At 59.6% G+C, this 21,009-nt stretch carries 20 protein-coding genes; 10 read left to right on the top strand and 10 right to left on the bottom strand.

Features of this window, described 5'->3' with window-relative positions; genetic code table 11:
* Positions 1 to 59: 59 nt before the first annotated feature.
* From pncC to mltB, 5 genes are all read right to left on the bottom strand, one after another.
* Complete coding sequence (gene pncC / locus ACZ6J2_RS15310) at positions 60 to 557, bottom strand: nicotinamide-nucleotide amidase (RefSeq protein WP_023308944.1); 498 nt, start codon at positions 555 to 557, stop codon at positions 60 to 62.
* Positions 558 to 686: 129 nt separating this feature from the next.
* Entirely contained in the window at positions 687 to 1,565 is an 879-nt protein-coding gene (locus ACZ6J2_RS15305; protein WP_471726099.1) for a metal ABC transporter substrate-binding protein, read from the bottom strand.
* A 14-nt stretch (positions 1,566 to 1,579) separates the two neighbouring features.
* Positions 1,580 to 2,440, bottom strand: coding sequence for a metal ABC transporter permease (locus ACZ6J2_RS15300; protein WP_471726098.1), 861 nt, complete (start codon positions 2,438 to 2,440; stop codon positions 1,580 to 1,582).
* Positions 2,437 to 3,090, bottom strand: a complete 654-nt coding sequence (locus ACZ6J2_RS15295; protein WP_471726097.1) for a metal ABC transporter ATP-binding protein — start codon at positions 3,088 to 3,090, stop codon at positions 2,437 to 2,439. The genes ACZ6J2_RS15300 and ACZ6J2_RS15295 overlap by 4 nt, the downstream gene beginning before the upstream one ends.
* A gap of 313 nt (positions 3,091 to 3,403) precedes the next feature.
* Positions 3,404 to 4,504 carry a lytic murein transglycosylase B gene (gene mltB / locus ACZ6J2_RS15290; protein WP_170864504.1) on the bottom strand — a complete coding sequence of 367 codons (1,101 nt, stop codon included), beginning with the start codon at positions 4,502 to 4,504 and terminating at the stop codon, positions 3,404 to 3,406.
* 252 nt (positions 4,505 to 4,756) lie between these two features.
* On the opposite strand from mltB, the gene srlA reads away from it, so the two are divergent.
* From srlA to gutQ, 7 genes are all read left to right on the top strand, one after another.
* Entirely contained in the window at positions 4,757 to 5,320 is a 564-nt protein-coding gene (srlA, locus tag ACZ6J2_RS15285) for a PTS glucitol/sorbitol transporter subunit IIC (protein ID WP_023333189.1), read from the top strand.
* Positions 5,317 to 6,276, top strand: coding sequence for a PTS glucitol/sorbitol transporter subunit IIB (gene srlE / locus ACZ6J2_RS15280; RefSeq protein ID WP_029742072.1), 960 nt, complete (start codon positions 5,317 to 5,319; stop codon positions 6,274 to 6,276). The genes srlA and srlE overlap by 4 nt, the downstream gene beginning before the upstream one ends.
* Before the next feature lie 12 nt (positions 6,277 to 6,288).
* Positions 6,289 to 6,651, top strand: a complete 363-nt coding sequence (gene srlB / locus ACZ6J2_RS15275) for a PTS glucitol/sorbitol transporter subunit IIA (protein WP_024907705.1) — start codon at positions 6,289 to 6,291, stop codon at positions 6,649 to 6,651.
* A gap of 14 nt (positions 6,652 to 6,665) precedes the next feature.
* Complete coding sequence (gene srlD / locus ACZ6J2_RS15270; protein WP_471726096.1) at positions 6,666 to 7,445, top strand: sorbitol-6-phosphate dehydrogenase; 780 nt, start codon at positions 6,666 to 6,668, stop codon at positions 7,443 to 7,445.
* 68 nt (positions 7,446 to 7,513) lie between these two features.
* On the top strand, positions 7,514 to 7,873 hold the full coding sequence (gene gutM / locus ACZ6J2_RS15265) for a transcriptional regulator GutM (RefSeq protein ID WP_471726094.1): 360 nt from the start codon (positions 7,514 to 7,516) through the stop codon (positions 7,871 to 7,873).
* Positions 7,874 to 7,936: 63 nt separating this feature from the next.
* Positions 7,937 to 8,710, top strand: coding sequence for a glucitol operon DNA-binding transcriptional repressor SrlR (gene srlR / locus ACZ6J2_RS15260; RefSeq protein WP_032640855.1), 774 nt, complete (start codon positions 7,937 to 7,939; stop codon positions 8,708 to 8,710).
* Positions 8,703 to 9,668, top strand: a complete 966-nt coding sequence (gene gutQ / locus ACZ6J2_RS15255; RefSeq protein ID WP_058841091.1) for an arabinose-5-phosphate isomerase GutQ — start codon at positions 8,703 to 8,705, stop codon at positions 9,666 to 9,668. Before srlR ends, gutQ begins: the two co-directional genes overlap by 8 nt.
* Here gutQ and norR read toward each other — a convergent pair.
* Positions 9,665 to 11,179, bottom strand: coding sequence for a nitric oxide reductase transcriptional regulator NorR (norR, locus tag ACZ6J2_RS15250; RefSeq protein WP_471726093.1), 1,515 nt, complete (start codon positions 11,177 to 11,179; stop codon positions 9,665 to 9,667). The two genes, gutQ and norR, sit on opposite strands and share 4 nt — an antisense overlap.
* A 186-nt stretch (positions 11,180 to 11,365) precedes the next feature.
* On the opposite strand from norR, the gene norV reads away from it, so the two are divergent.
* Both norV and norW read left to right on the top strand, forming a co-directional pair.
* A complete protein-coding gene (gene norV, locus ACZ6J2_RS15245; RefSeq protein WP_471726092.1) occupies positions 11,366 to 12,811 on the top strand; it encodes an anaerobic nitric oxide reductase flavorubredoxin in 1,446 nt (481 codons plus the stop codon).
* The gene (gene norW / locus ACZ6J2_RS15240) at positions 12,808 to 13,941 is read left to right on the top strand and encodes an NADH:flavorubredoxin reductase NorW (RefSeq protein ID WP_471726091.1); all 1,134 of its coding nucleotides are present in this window, start codon (positions 12,808 to 12,810) and stop codon (positions 13,939 to 13,941) included. The genes norV and norW overlap by 4 nt, the downstream gene beginning before the upstream one ends.
* 450 nt (positions 13,942 to 14,391) lie before the next feature.
* On the opposite strand, the gene ACZ6J2_RS15235 is transcribed toward norW, so the two are convergent.
* From ACZ6J2_RS15235 to ACZ6J2_RS15220, 4 genes are all read right to left on the bottom strand, one after another.
* A complete protein-coding gene (locus ACZ6J2_RS15235; protein ID WP_029742064.1) occupies positions 14,392 to 15,414 on the bottom strand; it encodes a HoxN/HupN/NixA family nickel/cobalt transporter in 1,023 nt (340 codons plus the stop codon).
* Position 15,415: 1 nt separating this feature from the next.
* Positions 15,416 to 17,632 carry a carbamoyltransferase HypF gene (gene hypF / locus ACZ6J2_RS15230; protein WP_471726090.1) on the bottom strand — a complete coding sequence of 739 codons (2,217 nt, stop codon included), beginning with the start codon at positions 17,630 to 17,632 and terminating at the stop codon, positions 15,416 to 15,418.
* Between the two features lie 5 nt (positions 17,633 to 17,637).
* Positions 17,638 to 18,183 (bottom strand): electron transport protein HydN, encoded by a 546-nt coding sequence (gene hydN / locus ACZ6J2_RS15225; protein WP_008499565.1) that lies wholly within the window; start codon positions 18,181 to 18,183, stop codon positions 17,638 to 17,640.
* A 134-nt stretch (positions 18,184 to 18,317) separates the two neighbouring features.
* Positions 18,318 to 19,331, bottom strand: coding sequence for a LacI family DNA-binding transcriptional regulator (locus tag ACZ6J2_RS15220; RefSeq protein WP_471726088.1), 1,014 nt, complete (start codon positions 19,329 to 19,331; stop codon positions 18,318 to 18,320).
* Between the two features lie 214 nt (positions 19,332 to 19,545).
* On the opposite strand from ACZ6J2_RS15220, the gene ascF reads away from it, so the two are divergent.
* Positions 19,546 to 20,997 carry a PTS cellobiose/arbutin/salicin transporter subunit IIBC gene (gene ascF / locus ACZ6J2_RS15215; RefSeq protein ID WP_032660344.1) on the top strand — a complete coding sequence of 484 codons (1,452 nt, stop codon included), beginning with the start codon at positions 19,546 to 19,548 and terminating at the stop codon, positions 20,995 to 20,997.
* Positions 20,998 to 21,009: the final 12 nt, after the last annotated feature.

The raw sequence follows: 21,009 nt of genomic DNA, 5'->3' as shown, positions 1-21,009 counted from the left end.
TGTGCTTCACCGTGGATTTCTGTTCTGTTGGTGCAATTATACTGTATGGTCATACAGTATCAAGTGTTTTGTAGAAATTGTTGCCAGAGCGTTTTTAACGCATAAACGGTTGCCTGACGACGCACGCTTTCGCGATCGCCGCTGAAGCACTCCCGGCGGGTGATCCCTTCCCCTTTGGAGGTGGCGAACCCAAACCAGACGGTGCCGACAGGCTTCACGTCGCTGCCGCCGTCCGGGCCCGCAATGCCGCTAATGGAAATGGCGTAATCTGCCCGCGCCTCTTTGAGCGCGCCAATGGCCATCTCGATTACCACCGGTTCGCTGACCGCGCCATGCTGTTCAAGCGTGGATTCGCGCACGCCAATCATCTGAGCTTTAGCTTCGTTACTGTAGGTCACAAAACCGCGTTCAAACCAGGCGGAACTGCCGGCAATATCGGTAATCGCTTTCGCCACCCAGCCGCCGGTGCAGGATTCCGCGGTGGTGATTGTCGCGCCACGCTGCTTCAGTGCAAGACCAACGATCTCGCTAAGCTGCATCAATTCATGGTCAGTCATTCTCGCTCCAGGCATCAGAAAAACGTGCTGCACAAGATAGCACTTTCTCGTCAGATGTGGGGATGCACTTCAGGTTTTACGAGGGGGCTTCAGAAAAAAGCCGGTACGGACGCACCGGCGGTGGAAAGGTTATTTCATGCTGTCAGCGAGGGTGTTCACATTGTGGCGAAACGCCTTAACGTAGGTGTCAGCCACCCCACCTTTTGCCGACAGCGCTTCAGGGTAAAGCTCACCCCCGGGCTGTGCGCCCGTCGCCGATGCAATCTGTTTCACCAGACGCGGATCGAGCTGATTCTCCATGAACCAGGTTTTCACGCCGTCGGCTTTGATCTGATTGATAATCTCGGCGACCTGCGCCGCGCTGGCTTCGCTCTCAGACGACAGCCCCTGCGGCGCCATAAACGTCACGCCGTAGGCGCGGCTGAAATAGCCGAACGCGTCATGGCTGGTCAGCACTTTACGCTTCGCCGACGGGATCTGGCTAAAACGCGTTTTGGCCCAGTTATCCAGCTGGCTGAGCTGCGCGATATACGTTTTGCCAGAGGCTTCCAGCGCGGCTTTGTCCTGCGGATCGGCTTTCACCAGCCCGTTCAGAATATTTTGTGCATACAGCGCCCCGTTCGCCGCGCTGTTCCACGCGTGTGGATCGGTCACGGTCTTTCCATCTTCCTCAAGCGTGTGGGTTTTCACCCCGGTTGAGGCAACGACCAGTTGTCCTTTGAACCCGGAGGCTTTCACCAGACGGTCAAGCCAGCCCTCCAGCCCCAGGCCGTTTACCACCACCACATCGGCCTTGCTCAGCGCCGCGCTGTCTTTCGGCGACGGTTCGAAGGTATGCGGATCGCCGTCCGGCCCGACCAGCGTCGTCACGTTCACATGGTCACCGCCTACCTCCTGCGTAATATCCCCCAGTATCGAAAAGCTGGCCACCACATTCAGCGTTTTCGCCATCACGCCGTGCGACATCATCCCCAGCGCGAGCGCCACTACAAATCCTGTACGTTTCATCGTTTCCCCTTGCGTTAAAAATACGCCCGCAGGCTGCCAGCGAGCCTGCTTCGCGTACCCAATAAAATGGAAATAAAGAACAGCGCGCTGGCGGTGAGCACGATGGACGGCCCGGCCGGTAGGCTCATCGCCCAGGAGAGGCTCAGCCCCAGCCATGCGCAGACGATACCGCTGATACCCGCCATTAGGAGTAAGGCAGGTAACGTGCGCACCCAGCAGCGGGCTGCCACGGCCGGAAGCATCATCAGCCCGACGGCCATCAGCGTGCCGAGCACCTGAAAACCGGCCACCAGGTTAAGCACCAGCAGCGCCAGAAACAGTCCGTGCAGCAGGCCAGGCAGCCAGCGGGCGTTCACCTGCAACCAGGCGGTATCAAACGCTTCTGTCACCAGCCCGCGATAAAACAGCGCCAGCATGATAAGGGTGAACATGCAAACGCCCGTAACAAACAGCGCGGCGTCGTTGTCCACGGCGAGGATGGAGCCAAACAGCAGATGCAGCAGATCGACATTCGACCCGCGCAACGACACCAGCGTGACGCCCAGCGCCAGCGAGCCGAGATAAAACCCGGCAAAGCTGGCATCTTCTTTCAGCGGCGTGCGTCGACTGACCAGACCGGCCAGTAGCGCCACGGTAATTCCCGCGATAAAACCGCCAATACTCATCGCCAGCAGCGACATACCGCTGAGCAAATACCCCACGGCGACACCCGGCAAAATGGCGTGAGAAAGGGCGTCGCCCATCAGGCTCATCCGACGCAGCTGAAGAAACACGCCGAGCGCGGTGGTGCTAACCGAGAGCGCCAGGCATACCACCAGCGCGCGACGCATAAAGCCGTACTCAATGAACGGCTGAAAAAAGAGATGCCAGATCATGCCACCCTCACCCGCTCGGTTTTCCACTGGGGAACGTCAGCATCCAGCCGTAACGTCTGCGGGAAATGGCGCGACACGCGCTCGCTGTCGTGCAGTACCGCGAGCAGCGTTTGCCCCTGCATATACATCTCCAGCATCAGATCCATCAGCACGTTGCAGGTAGCTTCATCGACTCCGGTAAAGGGTTCATCCAGCATCACCAGCGGCGCCTGCTGCACCAGGACGCGGGCAAAAAGCATGCGCTGAAACTGACCGCCGGAGAGTTCATCGATGGTGGATAACGCCATGGACTCAAGCCCGACGCGCTCAAGCGCGCCGGCAATGCGCAGCCGCGTTTCGCGACGAAACCCGGAAAAAAGCGAAATGCCCGGCCAGCAGCCCATGCTTACCACGTCCTGTACGGTCATCGGAAACTGCGCCTCCAGCGCGTGACGCTGTGCCAGCCAGCCGATTACCGGGCGCTTACCCTGCCAGCGGAAGCCGCCGCTGACGGGAGGAATAAACCCCGCCAGCGTTTTCAGCAGCGTGGACTTCCCGCAGCCGTTAGCGCCGATAATGGCGGTCATGCTGCCGCGCTCAATCGTGCCCGAGAGGGGCCGCGTAACGGGCTGACGTTCATATCCCGCGACCAGTTCATTCATCACAATCATGGCAATGCCACCGCCCAGCGCACGGCCAGCCCGATAAAGGCAACAAGCACCAGCGCCAGCAAAAGCCGAACCAGAGCAGACAGAGAAAAAAGGGACGTTGACATTTTGACACCGCTATAAATGTTATAACATAACAATAATAAAAGGCGGTTAAGATGTAAATGGCGGGTTTGAAAAGGGAGTGTGGCGAAATGTTTCTGCGGAATTTCCCTCTCCCGTGGGAGAGGGTCAGGGTGAGGGCATCAGGCCGCACCGTGCGTGCAGCCATGCCGGGTGGCGGCGTTACCTTACCCAGCCTACCCGTCTGAGCAACTTACTGACTAAACGGAGACGCCGCCGGCACGCGGGCCTGCGATACCGCCAGCCCCAGCTGCCATACGGCCATCGCATAGTGAGTGCTGTGGTTATAGCGGGTGATGGTGTAGAAGTTCGGCATGCCGTACCAGTACTGATAGCCCGTCCCGACATCCAGACGCAACAGACTTACCTGATCGACATTGCCCAACGGCTGGGTCGGTGTTAAGCCTGCCGCCGTCAGCTGCGCAACGCTGTATTTGGTTTTGAAGCCGTTTTCCAGCCCTGGCGCCTGACCGTTCGCCTGCACCGCCACCTGGCCGCCCGGCGTCCAGCCGTGCGCTTTGAAGTAGTTCGCCACGCTGCCGATGGCATCTACCGGATCCCACAGGTTGATATGACCGTCCCCGTTAAAGTCGACGGCATATTGCTTATAGGAGGACGGCATAAACTGGCCGTAGCCCATCGCGCCGGCAAACGACCCTTTCAGATCGAGCGGATCGTCCTGCTCGCTGCGCGCCATCAGCAGGAAGGTTTCCAGCTCGGAAGAGAAATACTCCGCACGGCGCGGGTAGTTAAAGGAGAGCGTCGCCAGCGCGTCGAGGATGCGGGTTTTCCCCATCACGCGGCCCCAGCGGGTTTCCACGCCGATAATCCCGACGATGATTTCAGGCGGTACGCCGTACACCTGCCACGCGCGGTTGAGCGCATCTTCATACTGATTCCAGAACACCACGCCGTTTTGCACGTTGTCCGGGGTAATAAACTGTTTGCGATAGCGCAGCCACGCGCCGTTCGGCCCGCTCGGCACCTGGGCGGTTGGTGCCTGCCTGTCCATCAGGCGCAGCACGTAGTCCAGACGCTTGGCCTGAGACAAAATTTCGTGCAGCTGCTGTCTGTCAAAGCCGTGTTTGCTCACCATTTTATCGATGAACTGCTCGGCCGCCGGGTTATTCGCGAAGTCGCCTCCCATCTGCATCATATTGTGCTGCGGCTCCAGCAGGAATCCCCCGGAAGGCGCGCCCGCCGTTTGCTGAACGGCTTCGGTCTTAGGTTTGCTGCTACAGGCAGACAGCAGGATAAGCGCAGGCAACAGCGCTGCATAACGACGCTTGAACATGAGACATCCATTTAACGGGTTCGATAAGAACCCAGTATGGTAAAGCATCCGCAACACCTCAAGGAAGCGGTACGCACCTCTCCCACGCAAATCCGCGCTTTTTTCCACCGAAAATCATTCACCCCATCAATTAACTTTCAAAATAATCCATTTTTCTTTCATTGTGAGATCCAACTAACACTTTAAAACCTTTCAAAGTGATTATTATTAGCCACAGTAATACAAAACAAAAAAGCCCCACAGGAGAAAAGAATGATAGAGACCATCACCCACGGCGCCGAGTGGTTCATCGGGCTGTTTCAGAAAGGCGGAGAAGTGTTCACCGGCATGGTGACCGGGATCCTGCCTCTGCTGATCAGCCTGCTGGTGATCATGAACGCGCTGATCAACTTTATCGGCCAGCAGCGCATCGAACGCTTCGCCCAGCGCTGTGCCGGGAATCCGCTGTCCCGCTACCTGGTACTGCCGTTCATCGGTACCTTCGTGTTTTGCAACCCGATGACCTTAAGCCTCGGCCGCTTCATGCCGGAAAAGTACAAGCCGAGCTACTACGCCGCCGCCTCCTACAGCTGCCATTCGATGAACGGCCTGTTCCCGCACATTAACCCCGGCGAACTGTTTGTTTATCTCGGGATCGCCAGCGGCCTCACCACCCTTGGCCTGCCGCTCGGCCCGCTGGCGGTGAGCTACCTGCTGGTTGGCCTGGTCACCAACTTCTTCCGCGGCTGGGTGACCGACCTCACGACCGCCATTTTTGAGAAAAAAATGGGCATCCAGCTTGAACAGAAAGTCCATCTTTCAGGAGCCACAGCATGAACCGGATCCGCATTGAGAAAGGCACGGGCGGCTGGGGCGGCCCGCTGGAGTTCGACGCCACCGAAGGCAAAAAGATCGTCTACATCACCGCAGGCACGCGACCGGCAATCGTCGACAGACTGCGCGAGCTGACCGGCTGGGAAGCGGTCGACGGCTTCAAGGAAGGCGAGCCGCCGGAAGCGGAAATCGGCGTGGCGGTGATCGACTGCGGCGGCACGCTGCGCTGCGGTATCTATCCGAAGCGCCGTATTCCGACGGTGAATATTCACTCCACCGGAAAATCCGGCCCGCTGGCGCAGTACATCCTTGAGGACATTTATGTCTCAGGCGTGAAGGAGGACAACATCACGCTGGTGAATGGCACTGCCGCGCCGCAAAAAACGGCCCCGCGCGAGTACGACACCAGCAAGAAGATCACCGAGCAGAGCGACGGCCTGCTGGCGAAGGTCGGGATGGGCATGGGGTCCGCCGTGGCGGTGCTGTTCCAGTCCGGGCGCGACACCATCGACACGGTGCTGAAAACCATACTGCCGTTTATGGCATTCGTCTCGGCGCTGATCGGCATCATCATGGCGTCCGGCCTGGGCGACTGGATTGCCCACGGCCTCGCCCCGCTCGCGAGCCACCCGCTCGGGCTGGTGACGCTGGCGCTGATCTGCTCCTTCCCGCTGCTGTCGCCGTTCCTCGGCCCGGGCGCGGTGATTGCCCAGGTCATCGGCGTGCTGATTGGCGTGCAGATTGGTCTGGGGAACATTCCCCCGCACCTCGCCCTGCCCGCCCTGTTTGCCATTAACGCCCAGGCGGCGTGCGATTTCATCCCCGTGGGGCTGTCGCTGGCGGAAGCGCGGCAGGACACCGTGCGCGTGGGCGTGCCGTCCGTGCTGGTGAGCCGCTTCCTGACGGGCGCACCGACGGTGCTGATTGCCTGGTTTGTCTCTGGCTTTATTTATCAATAAGAGGTTCCTGCGATGACCGTCATTTACCAGACCACCATTACCCGCATCGGCCAGAGCGCAGCGGACGCGCTGAGCGACCAGATGCTGATCACCTTCCGCGAAGGCGCCCCGGCGGATATCGAAGAGTTTTGCTTTATCCACTGTCACGGCGAGCTGAAGGGCGAACTGAAGGCCGGGAGCCAGCTGGAGCTGGGCGAGGCGCGCTATGCCGTGACCGCCGTCGGCGACGTGGCCGAGCAAAACCTGCGCGAGCTGGGCCACATCACCCTGCGTTTCGACGGCCAGCCGCAGGCGGAGTATCCCGGCACGGTTCACGTTGATGGTCCGGTTCCGCAGGCCGTCACCCCAGGCTGCACGTTAAAATTTGTTGCGTAATTAAGGAGAAACACATGAGTCAGGTTGCCGTTGTCATTGGTGGAGGACAAACCTTAGGCGAGTTCCTCTGCCGTGGGCTTGCCGCAGAGGGTTACCGCGTGGCGGTAGTGGACATTCAGAGTGAAAAAGCCGCCCGCGTGGCGGACGCCCTCAACACCGAGTTTGGTGAAGGGATAGCGTACGGCTTTGGTGCCGACGCCACCAGCGAGCAGAGCGTGATGGCGCTGGCCCGCGGCGTGGACGAGATTTTTGGGCGTACCGACCTGCTGGTCTACAGCGCGGGGATTGCGAAAGCGGCCTTTATCAGCGATTTCGAACTGGGGGATTTTGACCGTTCGCTGCAGGTGAATCTGGTGGGCTATTTCCTCTGCGCCCGCGAGTTTTCCCGTCTGATGATCCGCGACGGCATTCAGGGGCGCATCATTCAGATCAACTCCAAATCGGGGAAAGTGGGCAGCAAGCATAACTCCGGCTACAGCGCGGCGAAGTTTGGCGGCGTGGGCCTGACGCAGTCTCTGGCGCTGGATCTGGCCGAGTACGGCATTACCGTGCATTCGCTGATGCTGGGCAACCTGCTGAAATCGCCGATGTTCCAGTCCCTGCTGCCGCAGTATGCCACCAAGCTCGGCATCAAGGCTGAGGAAGTGGAGCAGTACTACATCGATAAAGTGCCGCTGAAGCGCGGGTGCGATTATCAGGACGTGCTGAACATGCTGCTTTTTTACGCCAGCCCGAAAGCCTCGTACTGCACCGGGCAGTCGATCAACGTGACCGGTGGGCAGGTCATGTTCTGATCGAGCGGTTTGTTCCCCCTCACCCTAACCCTCTCCCACCGGGAGAGGGAACAAAACAAGGAGTCGATATGGTCACCGCACTCATCACCCTCGCCGCCCTCGCCTGGATTTGCCAGATGGCGTTTGGCGGCTGGCAAATCCACCAGTTTAACCGCGCGTTTGACGCGCTGTGCCAGAAAGGTCGCGTCGGGGTCGGGCGTTCCGGCGGACGCTTCAAACCGCGCGTGGTCGTCGCCGTTGCGCTGGATGAGCACGACCAGGTCTGCGATTCCCTGATCATGCGCGGCATGACCGTCTTCGCCCGTCCGGTGAAAATCCAGGCAATCAACGGCATTTCGCTGCAGGAATTACGGCCCGATGTGATCTTTCCCCATGATCCACTCTGTCAGAATGCACTATCATTAGCGCTTAATCTGAAACATGGATAATTTCGTTGTGAAAGCTATAGACTTGCGAAATTATCATTTCGCAACCTAAGGAACGAAGCGCCTATGAAACCTCGTCAGCGGCAGGCGGCCATTCTCGAGCATCTGCAAAAGCAGGGAAAATGCTCGGTAGAGGATTTGGCCCACTACTTTGACACTACCGGCACGACAATACGCAAGGACCTGGTATTGCTCGAAAACTCTGGCGCCGTCATTCGAACCTACGGCGGCGTGGTGCTCAATAAAGACGAAGCCGACCCGCCTATCGACCACAAAACGCTGATCAATACCCACCAGAAAGCGCTGATTGCCGAAGCCGCCGTCAAATTTATCCACGATGGCGATTCCATCATTCTGGATGCAGGCAGCACCGTCCTGCAGATGATCCCGCTGCTCAGCCGCTTTAACAACATCACGGTGATGACCAACAGCCTGCACATCGTCAACGCCCTGTCGGAGTTCGACAGCGAGCAGACCATCCTGATGCCCGGCGGCACCTTCCGCAAAAAATCGGCGTCGTTTCACGGCCAGCTGGCGGAGAATGCCTTCGACCACTTCAGCTTTGATAAACTCTTTATGGGCACCGACGGCATCGACCTGAATGCGGGCGTTACGACGTTCAACGAGGTGTTCAGCGTCAGTAAAGCCATGTGCAACGCCGCGCGGGAAGTGATTTTGATGGCAGACTCGTCGAAGTTTGGCCGCAAAAGCCCCAACATTGTCTGTAGCCTTGAAAGCGTTGATAAGCTGATTACCGACGCGGGTATCGACCCGGCGTTCAAAAAAGCGCTGGAAGAGAAAGGAATCGACGTGATCGTAACCGGAGAGAGAGATGAGTGATTTTCTGTTAGAAACGGGCCGCCAGACGCTGATGCTGGAACTGCAGGAAGCCAGCCGCCTGCCGGAACGTCTGGGCGAGGATTTTGTCCGCGCCGCCAACACCATTATCCACTGCGAAGGCAAAGTGATCGTGGCGGGCATCGGTAAATCCGGCCATATCGGCAAAAAGATTGCCGCGACGCTCGCGAGCACCGGCACCCCGGCGTTTTTTGTGCATCCGGCAGAGGCGCTGCACGGCGATCTGGGGATGATTGAAAGCCGCGACGTGATGCTGTTTATCTCCTACTCCGGTTCGGCCAAAGAGCTGGACCTGATTATTCCGCGCCTGCAGGAAAAATCGGTCGCCCTGCTGGCGATGACCGGCAAATCACGCTCGCCGCTGGCGCTGGCCGCCAAGGCGACGCTGGATATTTCCGTTGAGCGTGAAGCCTGTCCGATGCACCTCGCTCCGACCTCCAGCACCGTTAACACCCTGATGATGGGCGACGCGCTGGCAATGGCGGTGATGCAGGCGCGCGGCTTTAACGAAGAAGATTTCGCCCGTTCGCATCCGGCGGGCGCGCTCGGCGCACGCCTGCTCAACAAGGTTCACCACCTGATGCGCACCGACGATGCCATTCCGCAGGTCAAACTCGATACCAGCGTCATGGACGCGATGCTGGAGCTCAGCCGCACCGGTCTGGGGCTGGTAGCGGTCTGCGATGACAGCGGGAGCGTTAAGGGCGTGTTCACCGACGGCGACCTGCGCCGCTGGCTGGTGGGCGGCGGCAGGCTGGAAACAAAAGTGTCGGACGCCATGACCAAAGGCGGGCTGACGCTGAACGCCGAGAGCCGCGCCATTGAAGCCAAAGAGGTGCTGATGAAGCGCAAAATCACCGCCGCACCGGTGGTGGATGACGCTGGCAGGCTGTGTGGCGCCATCAACCTGCAGGATTTCTATCAGGCCGGGATTATCTAGCCCTTCAGTCCCAGACGCTTCGCCAGCCTGTGCAGGTTGGCGACGTCCATCTCCAGCGCCCGCGCGCACGCCGCCCAGCTGCGGTTATTCTGCTCCAGCGCGCGGGTAATCATCTGACGCTGAAACGCCTCAGTGGCTTCGCGCAGATTTTCATTCGCTATCTCGGGTACAGCCTGAGCAATAGCCGGTGCGGTTTCATCCTGCAGCGCAAAATGCCGCGCGTGGATCACAACTTCGTCACCCGAACGCGTCCCCCGCGCCAGCACCACCGCGCGGTGAATCGCGTGCTCCAGCTCGCGCACGTTGCCCGGCCAGCCGTAGCTCAGCAGATGCGACCTCGCACCCGGGCTCAGCACCACGCGGGAAAGCCCCATCCTGAGACGGCACTGCTCGCAGAAAAAGCCCGCCAGCAGCACCACGTCGTCCCCGCGCTCGCGCAGCGGCGGCACGGTAAGCGGGAACACGCTCAGGCGATGGAACAGGTCGGCGCGGAACTGCCCTGCCAGCACCGCTTCACGCAGGTCGCGGTTCGTTGCCGCCAGCACGCGAACGTCCACTCTGTGGCTTCGGTCATCCCCCACGCGCTGGATGTCGCCGTACTGCAGCACGCGCAGCAGCTTGGCCTGCAGCGACAGGGAGAGCTCGCCGATTTCGTCCAGAAACAGCGTGCCGTTATCAGCCATTTCGAACTTGCCGCTGCGGTTGCTGATGGCCCCGGTAAACGCCCCTTTAACGTGACCAAACAGCTCGCTTTCCGCCACGCTTTCCGGCAGCGCGGCGCAGTTGAGGTACACCAGCGGGTTCACCGCGCGCGGCGACGCTTCGTGAATGGACTTCGCCACCAGCTCCTTGCCGGTGCCGGTTTCCCCGAAGATCAGCACGTTTAAATCTGAGGCGGCGACAATCTCAATCTCTTTTTTGAGCTGCGCCATGCCCGGAGAAAGGCCGATCATCTCCGTGTGCGTCACCTGCTCAAACGCCGCCGGGCTGCCGGGAAGAATGTTCTGGCTCTCCAGCTGTTCAATCAGCAGGGCATTGTTCAGCGCCCCGGCGGCCAGGGCGGCAATCAGGCGCAGCTCTTCGTCGCTAAAGGTGTCGAACTGGTCCGGCGACAGGCCGTCGAGGGTCAGTGCGCCAATCAGGTTTTGTCCGGCAAACAGCGGCAGGCCGATACAGGCGTGAACCTTCAGGCTCTCCTGTCCGGGAATAAGCCCGTCGTACGGGTCGGGCAACTCGCTGTCCGCCGGGAAGCGCACCACGTCACCCGCACGGGCGATAGTCTCCAGACGCGGATGGCCCTCAAGGGTAAAACGCCGTCCAAGCACGTCATTCGCCAGCCCGTCGATAGCCAGCGGAATAAACTGCCGCCCCTCGTAGCGCAGCAGCGCCGAGGCGTCGCACGCCAGCACGTGGCGCAGCGTGGAGATCAGCCGCTGAAAGCGGTCCTGATGGCCGATACCGGTCTGCAGCTCAATGGCGATCTTCGCCAGCACTTCTACGGAAAAGCTCATATTTACCTCGCTGTCATTTTGACAATGCATGCTGTCATATTGACACTGCTTTTGATAGTCATAATGACTACCCATTACGGATCATGAAAATATTAATTAATTAAAATCAATAACTTAAAAGCTGGCACGCAACTTGATATAGGCAAACCATCTTATTTGAAAATGCTGTATTACGTAGAGGTTGCTATGTCTATTCTGGTTAAAAATAACATTCATTGGGTGGGTCAACGTGACTGGGAAGTGCGCGATTTCCACGGGACGGAATACAAAACGCTGCGCGGCAGCAGCTACAACAGCTATCTCATCCGCGAAGGAAAAAACGTGCTGATCGATACCGTCGATCACAAGTTCAGCCGCGAGTTCGTGCAGAACCTGCGCAGTGAAATCGACCTGGACGCCATCGACTACATCATCATCAACCACGCGGAAGAGGACCACGCCGGCGCGCTGACCGAGCTGATGTCTTACATTCCGAACACGCCGATCTACTGCACCACCAACGCCATCGACTCGATCAACGGCCATCACCACCATCCGGAGTGGAATTTCCACACCGTGAAAACCGGCGACGCGCTGGATATCGGCAACGGCAAGCAGCTGATCTTCGTGGAAACCCCGATGCTGCACTGGCCGGACAGCATGATGACCTACATGACCGGCGACGCGGTACTGTTCAGCAACGACGCCTTCGGCCAGCATTACTGCGACGAGCGCCTGTTCAACGACGAAGTGGACCAGACCGAACTCTTCGAGCAGTGCCAGCGCTACTACGCCAACATCCTGACGCCGTTCAGCCGCCTGGTGACGCCGAAAATCACCGAGATCCTCGGCTTTAACCTGCCGGTGGATATGATTGCCACCTCCCACGGCGTGGTGTGGCGTGAAAATCCCACCCAGATTGTGGAGCTCTACCTGAAGTGGGCGGCGGACTATCAGGAAGACCGCATCACTATTTTCTACGACACCATGTCCAACAACACCCGCATGATGGCGGACGCCATTGCCCAGGGCATCAACGAAGTGGACCCCAACGTGGCGGTGAAAATCTTCAACGTGGCGCGCAGCGATAAGAACGAGGTATTGACCAACGTCTTCCGCTCTAAGGGCGTGCTGGTGGGCACCTCCACCATGAACAACGTGATGATGCCGAAAATTGCCGGTCTGGTAGAAGAGATGACCGGCCTGCGTTTTCGCAACAAGCGCGCCAGCGCCTTTGGCTCCCACGGCTGGAGCGGCGGCGCGGTAGACCGTCTGTCTACCCGCCTGCAGGATGCGGGCTTTGAAATGTCCCTCAGCCTGAAGGCGAAATGGCGACCGGATATCGACGCCCTGGAGATCTGCCGCCAGCACGGCCGCGATATTGCCCGCCAGTGGGCGCTCGCACCGCTTCCGCAAGCTGCCGAACCGACCGCACAGCAGGAAACCTGCGCCTGCGCCGCCGCGGCAGCCGCCGATCCCGGACCGCGCATGCAGTGCAGCGTCTGCCAGTGGATCTACGACCCGGAACTGGGCGAGCCGTTGCAGGATGTCGCACCGGGTACGCCGTGGAGTGAGGTGCCGGACACCTTCCTCTGCCCGGAATGTTCCCTCGGGAAAGACGTCTTTGACGAACTGGGTACGGAGGCAAAATGAGCAACGGTATCGTCATCATCGGCTCGGGCTTTGCCGCCCGCCAGCTGGTGAAAAATATCCGCAAGCAGGACGCCAGCGTGCCGCTGACGGTGATCGCCGCCGACAGCATGGACGAGTACAACAAGCCCGATCTGAGCCACGTCATTAGCCAGAATCAGCGCGCCGAAGACCTCACCCGCCAGACGGCGGGGGAGTTCGCAGAACAGTTTAACCTGCGTCTGTTCCCGTATACCTGGGTCACCGACATCGACGCTGCCGCCCACGTGGTGAAAGCAAAAGAGAAAACCTGGCAGTACGACAAACTGGTGCTGGCCACGGGTGCCTCTGCGTTTGTGCCGCCGGTTGAAGGCCGCGAGCTGACGATCACCCTCAACAGCCAGCAGGAGTATCAGGCCAGCGAAACGGCGCTTCGCGACGCGCAGCGCTTGATGATTGTCGGCGGCGGGCTGATAGGCACCGAGCTGGCGATGGATTTCTGCCGGGCGGGTAAATCCGTGACTCTGATCGACCACGCGGCAAGCATTCTGTCGTCGCTGATGCCCGCAGAAGTAAGCAGTCGCTTACAGCATCGCCTGACCGACATGGGGGTGCATCTGCTGTTGAAATCGCAGCTGCAAAGCCTGAGCAAAACCGAAGGCGGCATTCGTGCCACGCTCGACTGCAGCCGCAGCGTTGAGGTGGATGTGGTAATCGCGGCAACGGGCCTGCGCCCGGAAACCGCGCTGGCGCATCGCGCAGGCGCCGAAATACAGCGTGGCGTGAAGGTAAATAGCTACCTGCAAACCACGCAACCTGATATTTACGCGTTAGGTGACTGCGCTGAAATTAACGGTCAGGTACTGCCCTTTTTACAGCCAATTCAATTAAGCGCGATGTATCTGGCGAAAAACCTGCTCGGCGGCAGCGCGCCGCTGAAATTACCCGCCATGCTGATTAAAGTCAAAACGTCGGAATTACCGCTGCATCTTGCCGGTGAAACTCAGCGTCAGGATCTGAACTGGCAAATTACCCTCGAACCGCAGGGAATGGTCGCGCGCGGCGCGGATAACGAGGGTCAGATTCGCGCTTTTGTGGTTAGCGAAGACCGGATGAAGGAGGCTTTCGCTCTGCTGAAACTGTTACCTTCCTAACCCTCGCGTTGCCGGGCGGCGCTTCGTTTACCCGTCCAACAACGAGTCTACGCAGAGTTAACCTTTGAATTTTATTATTCACCGCCCCGATATTCCGGGGCTTTTTCTTACGCATTCTATTCATCAAATAAATGCAAAGTAGATATATCATCGCCATCAATCCCTTATTTATTATTTTCGTAAATACTTTAATCTGAAACAGATTAAAAACATCATCCAGTTTTATTATTGGCAGCCAACTCAGTCTGAAAAGACATCATCAGCAGGAGGCAAATCATGGCGAATTTTTATAAATAACTCAATTATCTTTATCGCTATTTCACACAGGCGAAGAATGCGGAATATATTTATTCCGCAAAAGTTCTACATTTTCAGCATCTTTTTGATCGGTATGCCGCTATGCGCCAGCCATTGAGGAAGTCGCGGAGGTTGCGCCGTGCAGGAGCCGGTTCAGGAACGTACCACCAGCGCGTCGTAGCCGCGCCAGCGGTAGTTGACCATGGAGATCAGCCAGCAGGCGACAAACAGCCCGACCACCACAAACCCGGCGTTGCCCAGATTGTCGTTTACTGCGCCAATCAGATCCCACACGCCGCCGCTGAGGGCAAATTTGTCCATCAACAGACCCAGCGCTTCCAGCCCGCCGATAAACAGCGCCACCACCACGGAGGTGCCGGTGATAGTCATGTTGTAGTAGAGCTTGCGCTGCGGCTTGTTGAACGCCCAGCCGTAGGCACCGACCATCAACAGGTTATCGAGGGTATCCACCAGCGCCATGCCGCTGGCGAAGAGCGCCGGGAAGACCATGATTGACCACACCGACATCCCGCTTGATGCGCTGGCGGCAGAGATCCCCAGCACGCCAATCTCGGTGGCCGTGTCAAAGCCGAGGCCAAACAGGAAACCGACCAGATACATCTGCCAGCTTTTATTCACCAGGCGGAAGGTTTTGCCAAACAGCCAGTTCATGACGCCGCCCTGGGCAGGGAGCGTGATGTCGCCCTGCACGGGCCTGCCCTGTTTCAGCGCCTGAAAACTGCGCCAGACGCCGCGCAGGATCACCATGTTCACCAGCGCCATCGCCAGCAGGAAGGTGGCGGAAACCGCGGTGCCAATCAGGCTGCCGGTTTCGTGGAACCATTCCATGTTTTTCTGAAACGCCGTCGCGGTCGCGGCGATAGCAATGGAGGCCAGCACCACGATGGTGGAGTGCCCCAGCGAGAACCACGCCCCCACGCCGGACGGACGTTTGCCCTGCTGCATCATCTTACGCGTCACGGTGTCAATGGCCGCGATGTGGTCAGCGTCCACCGCGTGACGCAGCCCGTAGCACCACGCCAGCAGGCTGGCGGCCATCAGCGCCGTGCTGCCGCTAAAAGCGTGCCATGCCCATCCCCAGGCCAGCAGGTTTGCCATTACCAGAGCCAGCAGCAGAAGCGCGGCGCGAGGTTCATTGCGTAAGAGTCGTAACATTTTAAGTCCTTTGTGAACATGACCGTGCAGCGGCGATCGCCGCCTGCCCGAAGGAGATCGCTCCGTCACCTGCGGGCAGGCGCGAAGGAAAAAGAAGCGTAAAGTCAGAAAGATAATGACGCAGGCGCGCGCGCAGCAGACGGTTGTGCAGCACGCCGCCGCTGAGACAGATTGTCGACAGCGACAGGCGTCGGGCATGGAGCGCGGCGAGTTCCGCCAGCCCTTTTGCCAGCGCGTCGTGAAACGCCCACGCGCGCTCGCAGGGCTCCGCCTGCCAGGCCAGCCACTGCTGCCAGAAAAGCGCAAGGTTGTCGACAGACAATGTCACCGGATGGTCGACGCCCGCGCACTGCGAGGCCAGCGCTTCCAGCCGGCAGGCCGCTTCACCTTCCCAGGATTGGGTTTCAATACCCAGCGCGCAGGCGACCGCATCAAACAGGCGACCACAGGACGAGGCCTGCGGCGCGTTGATGCCGCGCCAGATCGCCGTTGCCAGCAGCGGCCAGTTTTCACGCTGAACCGCGCGCGTTTCCGGGTACTGCTGCCAGTCAGGGACAAACGCCAGGCAGTGGGCGAGCAGATTGCGCCACGGCTGCCGCGCCGCCAGATCGCCCCCCGGCAGCGCAACGGCAGGCAGCCCGCCCAGACGCTCGCACGCGAGATAGCTCACCCGCAGGCACTCCCCACCCCACAGCGCGCCGTTCTCGCCCATGCCGATCCCGTCCAGCGTCAGGGCAATCGCGTCTCCGCCGTCGAGCGGCCAGCCGTTCTCCGCCAGGCACGCCGCCGCATGGGCGTGATGGTGCAGTACGGTTTCGACCGGCAGCCCCTGCGTCTGCGCCCATCGTTGTGTGTGATAGCCCGGATGGGCGTCACACACCACGCGCTTCGGCTGAAAGGCGTAAATTTTCTGCATCAGCGAGAGCGCGCCGCGCCACTGCGCTTCGACGCCCTCGTCACCGAGATCGCCAAAATGCTGGCTCAGCACCGCCTGGCTGCCATGCACCAGGCAGAAGGTGTTTTTCATCTCCGCGCCGGTGCATAGCATGGCGGGGATATTCTCAAAACCCGCTGGCAAGGTGACGGCATCGGGCGCAAAACCGCGCGCGCGGCGAAGCATCCCGCCGTCGCGATCCATCACCGAATCGTCCATCCGCTGCAGGATATCGCGGTTGTGCAGCAGGAAGCCGTCCGCGATGTCGCCGAGCTCATCCAGCGCCTGCTGGTTGGTCATGGCAGGCGGTCTGCCGCTGAGGTTGCCGGAAGTCATCACCAGCGGGCGCCGGCAGTCCATCATCAGAAGGTGTTGCAGCGGGTTAGCGGGAAGCATGATGCCAATACAATCGAGCCCGGGTGCAATCCCTTCGGGAAACCCAGGAAGCGAGGCTTTTGGGGTCAGCACAATCGGCGCTGCAGAGGAGCGTAACAGCGTCTGGATCGCCTCCGGCACGCCGTCCGCATTTGGGATCATCACCGCCAGCGGCTTAGACGGTCGCTGTTTGCGTGCCCGGAGCGTCGCGACCGCCTGCGGATTATGCGCATCGCAGACGAGATGAAAACCACCCAGCCCTTTAACCGCGACTATGCCGCCGCTTTTCAGCATCGCCACCGCCGCGCTCAGCGCGTCCTCACGGGCTGCGGTGATGTTGCCCGCGCGCCATTCCAGCGCTGGCCCACAGTCCGGGCAGGCTACCGGCTGGGCGTGAAAACGTCTGTCAGCCGGGTTACGGTATTCCGTCTCACACGGCACACAGAGGGGAAATGCGGCCATTGACGTGGCCGGACGGTCATAGGGCATCGCGCGGATAATGGTAAACCGCGGCCCGCAGTGCGTGCAGTTGATGAACGGATAGCGATAGCGGCGCTCGGCAGGGTCGCGCATTTCAGCCAGGCACGCCGGACAGGTCGCGGCGTCGGGAACAATCTGGGTGTCCATCGCCCCGCCCGCGCTGTGGCGGATGGTAAAGTCCTCCGGCACCTGCGCCCAGGTAAACGGCTGCGTTTCAACGTGGTCAATGCGTGCCAGCGGTGGGCAGTCCTGATGCAGCCTCGCGGTAAAGGCCCCCCCATTACCCGCGAGGCGCACCAGCACGCCCTCTCCATCATTGCAGACGTCACCGGTCAACTGAAGCGCCTGCGCCAGCTGCCAGACGAAGGGACGAAACCCCACGCCCTGCACCTTGCCGCGCACGCGCAGCTGTACGCCGTTACTGCACATAGGGTTCAGAACAGCAGCGATGACGACGTGTCGAATGCCGCGCGACGGCGCTTTTCGGCGCTCATCTGCTCAAGCTTGTCGCGATCCACGCAGACAAGCGCATGCGTCGGGCAGGCTTCCATGCAGGCCGGACCGGCTTCGCGGTGATAGCAAAGATCGCATTTATTGGCTTCGGCTTTCTCCGCACGTACGCTCAGCCCCATGCCGCTGTTGCGTACAACCGGACGAACAACCACCTCCATCGCGCCGTACGGGCAGGCGACCACGCAGGTTTTGCAGCCAATACAGCGCTCCTGCATGACGTGCACAAAGCCTTTCTCGCGTTTAATCGCCCCGTTCGGGCAGACGTTCGCGCACGGTGCGTCTTCGCACTGGCGACAGATGGCGGCGGTGGAAATATTCACGCCTTTGATGACGTGGATACGCGGCAAAAAGGTGTCAGGGGTAAGCGACGCACAGTCCTGCTCCGCCTGATGGGAAACCACGCACGCCACTTCACAGGTACGGCAACCAATACACTTACTGGCATCGGCCATAATAAAACGGTTCATCTGCTTCTCCAGCATTACAGTTATGCCCGGAGATATTCATAAACCGTGCCAAAAATTAACTTATTGATTTTATATGGTTTTAAACATCACGGCGGTGCTGTCATCGTCACTTATGACGATGACAGCTGTCGACATCAGCGGTGCGGGCCGTCAATAACGGAGTCGCGCAGGACAAGCTCGCCGGCGAAGGTTTGCTGATATTTAAACTCGCCGCCGTCGAGCATGAAGATCAGGCGGCTGATGGTCTCTTTGATCATCTCCGTCACCGGAATACGCACGCTGGAAAGCGACGGCACGATGTAGGGCGCGATGGCCACGTCGTCGAAACCGATCACCGACACCGCGTCCGGTGCGGCCACGCCGCTGTCGTGGAGCTGCTTCATGGCGCCGATCGCCATGTCGTCATTACTCGCCACCAGCGCCGTAAACCGTTCACCGCGAGCAAGCAGTTCGGCAACCGCCGCCGCGCCGCTGGCGGGGTTCCACTTCCCTCGAGCAATCAGCCCCTCGCGCAGCGGAATACCCTGCTGCGCCAGCGCGTCCTTGTAGCCGGAGAGACGCTCAACCCCGGTGGGAGAATCCAGCGAGCCGGTGATAAACGCGATCTCCCGGTGCCCTTTCGCAATCAGCTGCGACACCGCCTCCTGGCTGGAGGCTTTATGATCTGACCAGACGCAGTGGCTGCTGTTTTTCCGCAGGCGGCGGTTGAGCACCATAATGGGTTGCTCGCACTTCTCGACGATCTCATCCATCTCTTCCACGCTCAGGAAACGCGGATAGATGATCACCGCGTCGCAGCGCATATCGAGCAGGTACTGGATCGCCTCGCGCTCTTCATCCGCGCTGTGCTTGCCGTCCGCGAGGATCAGCTGCCGCCCCTTTTCTTCCGTCATGCGCGCGGCGTGAAACAGCAGTTCGCTAAAGTAGACGCCGTGATAGAGGGTGTTCGTCACCACCAGCCCCAGCGTCTGGGTACGTTTGGTTGCCAGGTTTCGCGCCAGCAAATTCGGGCGATAGCCGCTCTCTTCAATGGCCTGAAACACCCGGTCTTTGGTCTCCTGGCTGACGTAGCCATTTCCCGACAGCACCCGGGACACCGTGGCTTTCGAAACGCCTGCCCGCTTCGCCACTTCAAGCATCGTGGTCATAGTGTTATTCCGTCTGAATCTGATGGAGCGCAGTGTACTGCACTGCAAAAAAATTGTCGCAGCGGTGAAATCACGCTTTCGATACCTCATTGCGATCTGCATCACGAAACGAAAAAATGGTCAAAAAGCGATCTTGTTTCATTCACAGAAACTCATGATGATTATGTGGAACCGGTTTCCTACATGTCTCACAACAATAACAGGATCACATCCGATGGCCAAAAATTACGCTGCGCTGGCGAACGACGTTATCAGCGCGCTGGGCGGTAAAGAGAACATCGTCGCCGTCACCCACTGCATGACGCGTCTGCGTTTCGTACTGAAAGACGAAAGCCTGACCGACGCTGCGCGACTGAAAAGCATCAGCGGCGTGCTCGGCGTGGTACGCAACGACAACCAGTGCCAGGTCATTATTGGCAACACGGTTTCACAGGCGTACCGCGAAGTGGTGAGCCTGCTGCCCACGGACCTGCAGCCCGCAGTGCCGGAAGGTCCGCAGAAGATGACCTTACGCCGCATTGGCGCCGGGATCCTCGACGCGCTGATCGGCACCATGTCCCCGCTGATCCCGGCGATCATCGGCGGCTCGATGGTCAAGCTGCTGGCGATGATCCTCGAGATGACCGGCGTGCTGCCAAAAGGCGCGCCGACGCTCACAATTCTGACCGTCATCGGCGACGGCGCCTTCTTCTTCCTGCCGCTGATGGTGGCGGCCTCGGCGGCGGTGAAATTCAAAACCAACATGTCGCTGGCCATCGCCATCGCCGGCGTGCTGGTGCACCCGAGCTTTATCGAGCTGATGGCGAAAGCCGCGCAGGGCGAGCACGTTGAGTTCGCCTTTATTCCGGTGACGGCGGTGAAATACACCTACACCGTCATCCCGGCGCTGGTGATGACCTGGTGCCTGTCATACATCGAACGCTGGGTGGATCGCATTACCCCGGCGGTGACGAAAAACTTCCTCAAGCCGATGCTGATCGTGCTGATTGCCGCCCCGCTCGCCATCGTGCTGATTGGCCCGCTGGGGATCTGGATCGGTAGCGCCATCTCCGCGCTGGTTTATACCATTCACGGCTATCTGGGCTGGCTCTCCGTCGCCATCATGGGCGCGCTGTGGCCGCTGCTGGTGATGACCGGGATGCACCGCGTGTTTACGCCGACCATCATTCAGACCATCGCCGAAACGGGCAAGGAAGGGATGGTGATGCCGTCGGAGATCGGCGCCAACCTGTCGCTCGGCGGCTCGTCGCTGGCAGTGGCGTGGAAAACCAAAAACCCGGAGCTGCGCCAGACGGCGCTGGCGGCGGCGGCCTCCGCCATTATGGCGGGGATCTCTGAACCGGCCCTGTACGGCGTGGCGGTGCGTCTGAAACGTCCGCTGATTGCGAGCCTGATAAGCGGTTTTATCTGCGGGGCAGTCGCCGGCATGGCGGGCCTTGCCAGCCATTCGATGGCGGCACCGGGGCTGTTCACCAGCGTGCAGTTCTTTGACCCGGCCAACCCGATGACCATCGTCTGGGTGTTCGGCGTGATGGGGCTGGCAGTGGTGCTGTCGTTTGTTCTGACCCTGCTTTTAGGGTTTGAGGATATCCCGGTCGAAGACGAGGCTGAAAAAGCGCGCGCCCTGCAGACCGCACCGGTACAGAACAACGCAGCAAAAGCATAAATTGAAAGCGAG

The organism is Enterobacter sp. E14S (assembly GCF_055666685.1).
Note: the sequence above shows the minus strand (reverse complement) of the source record. Positions and strands in the feature narration are given on the sequence as shown.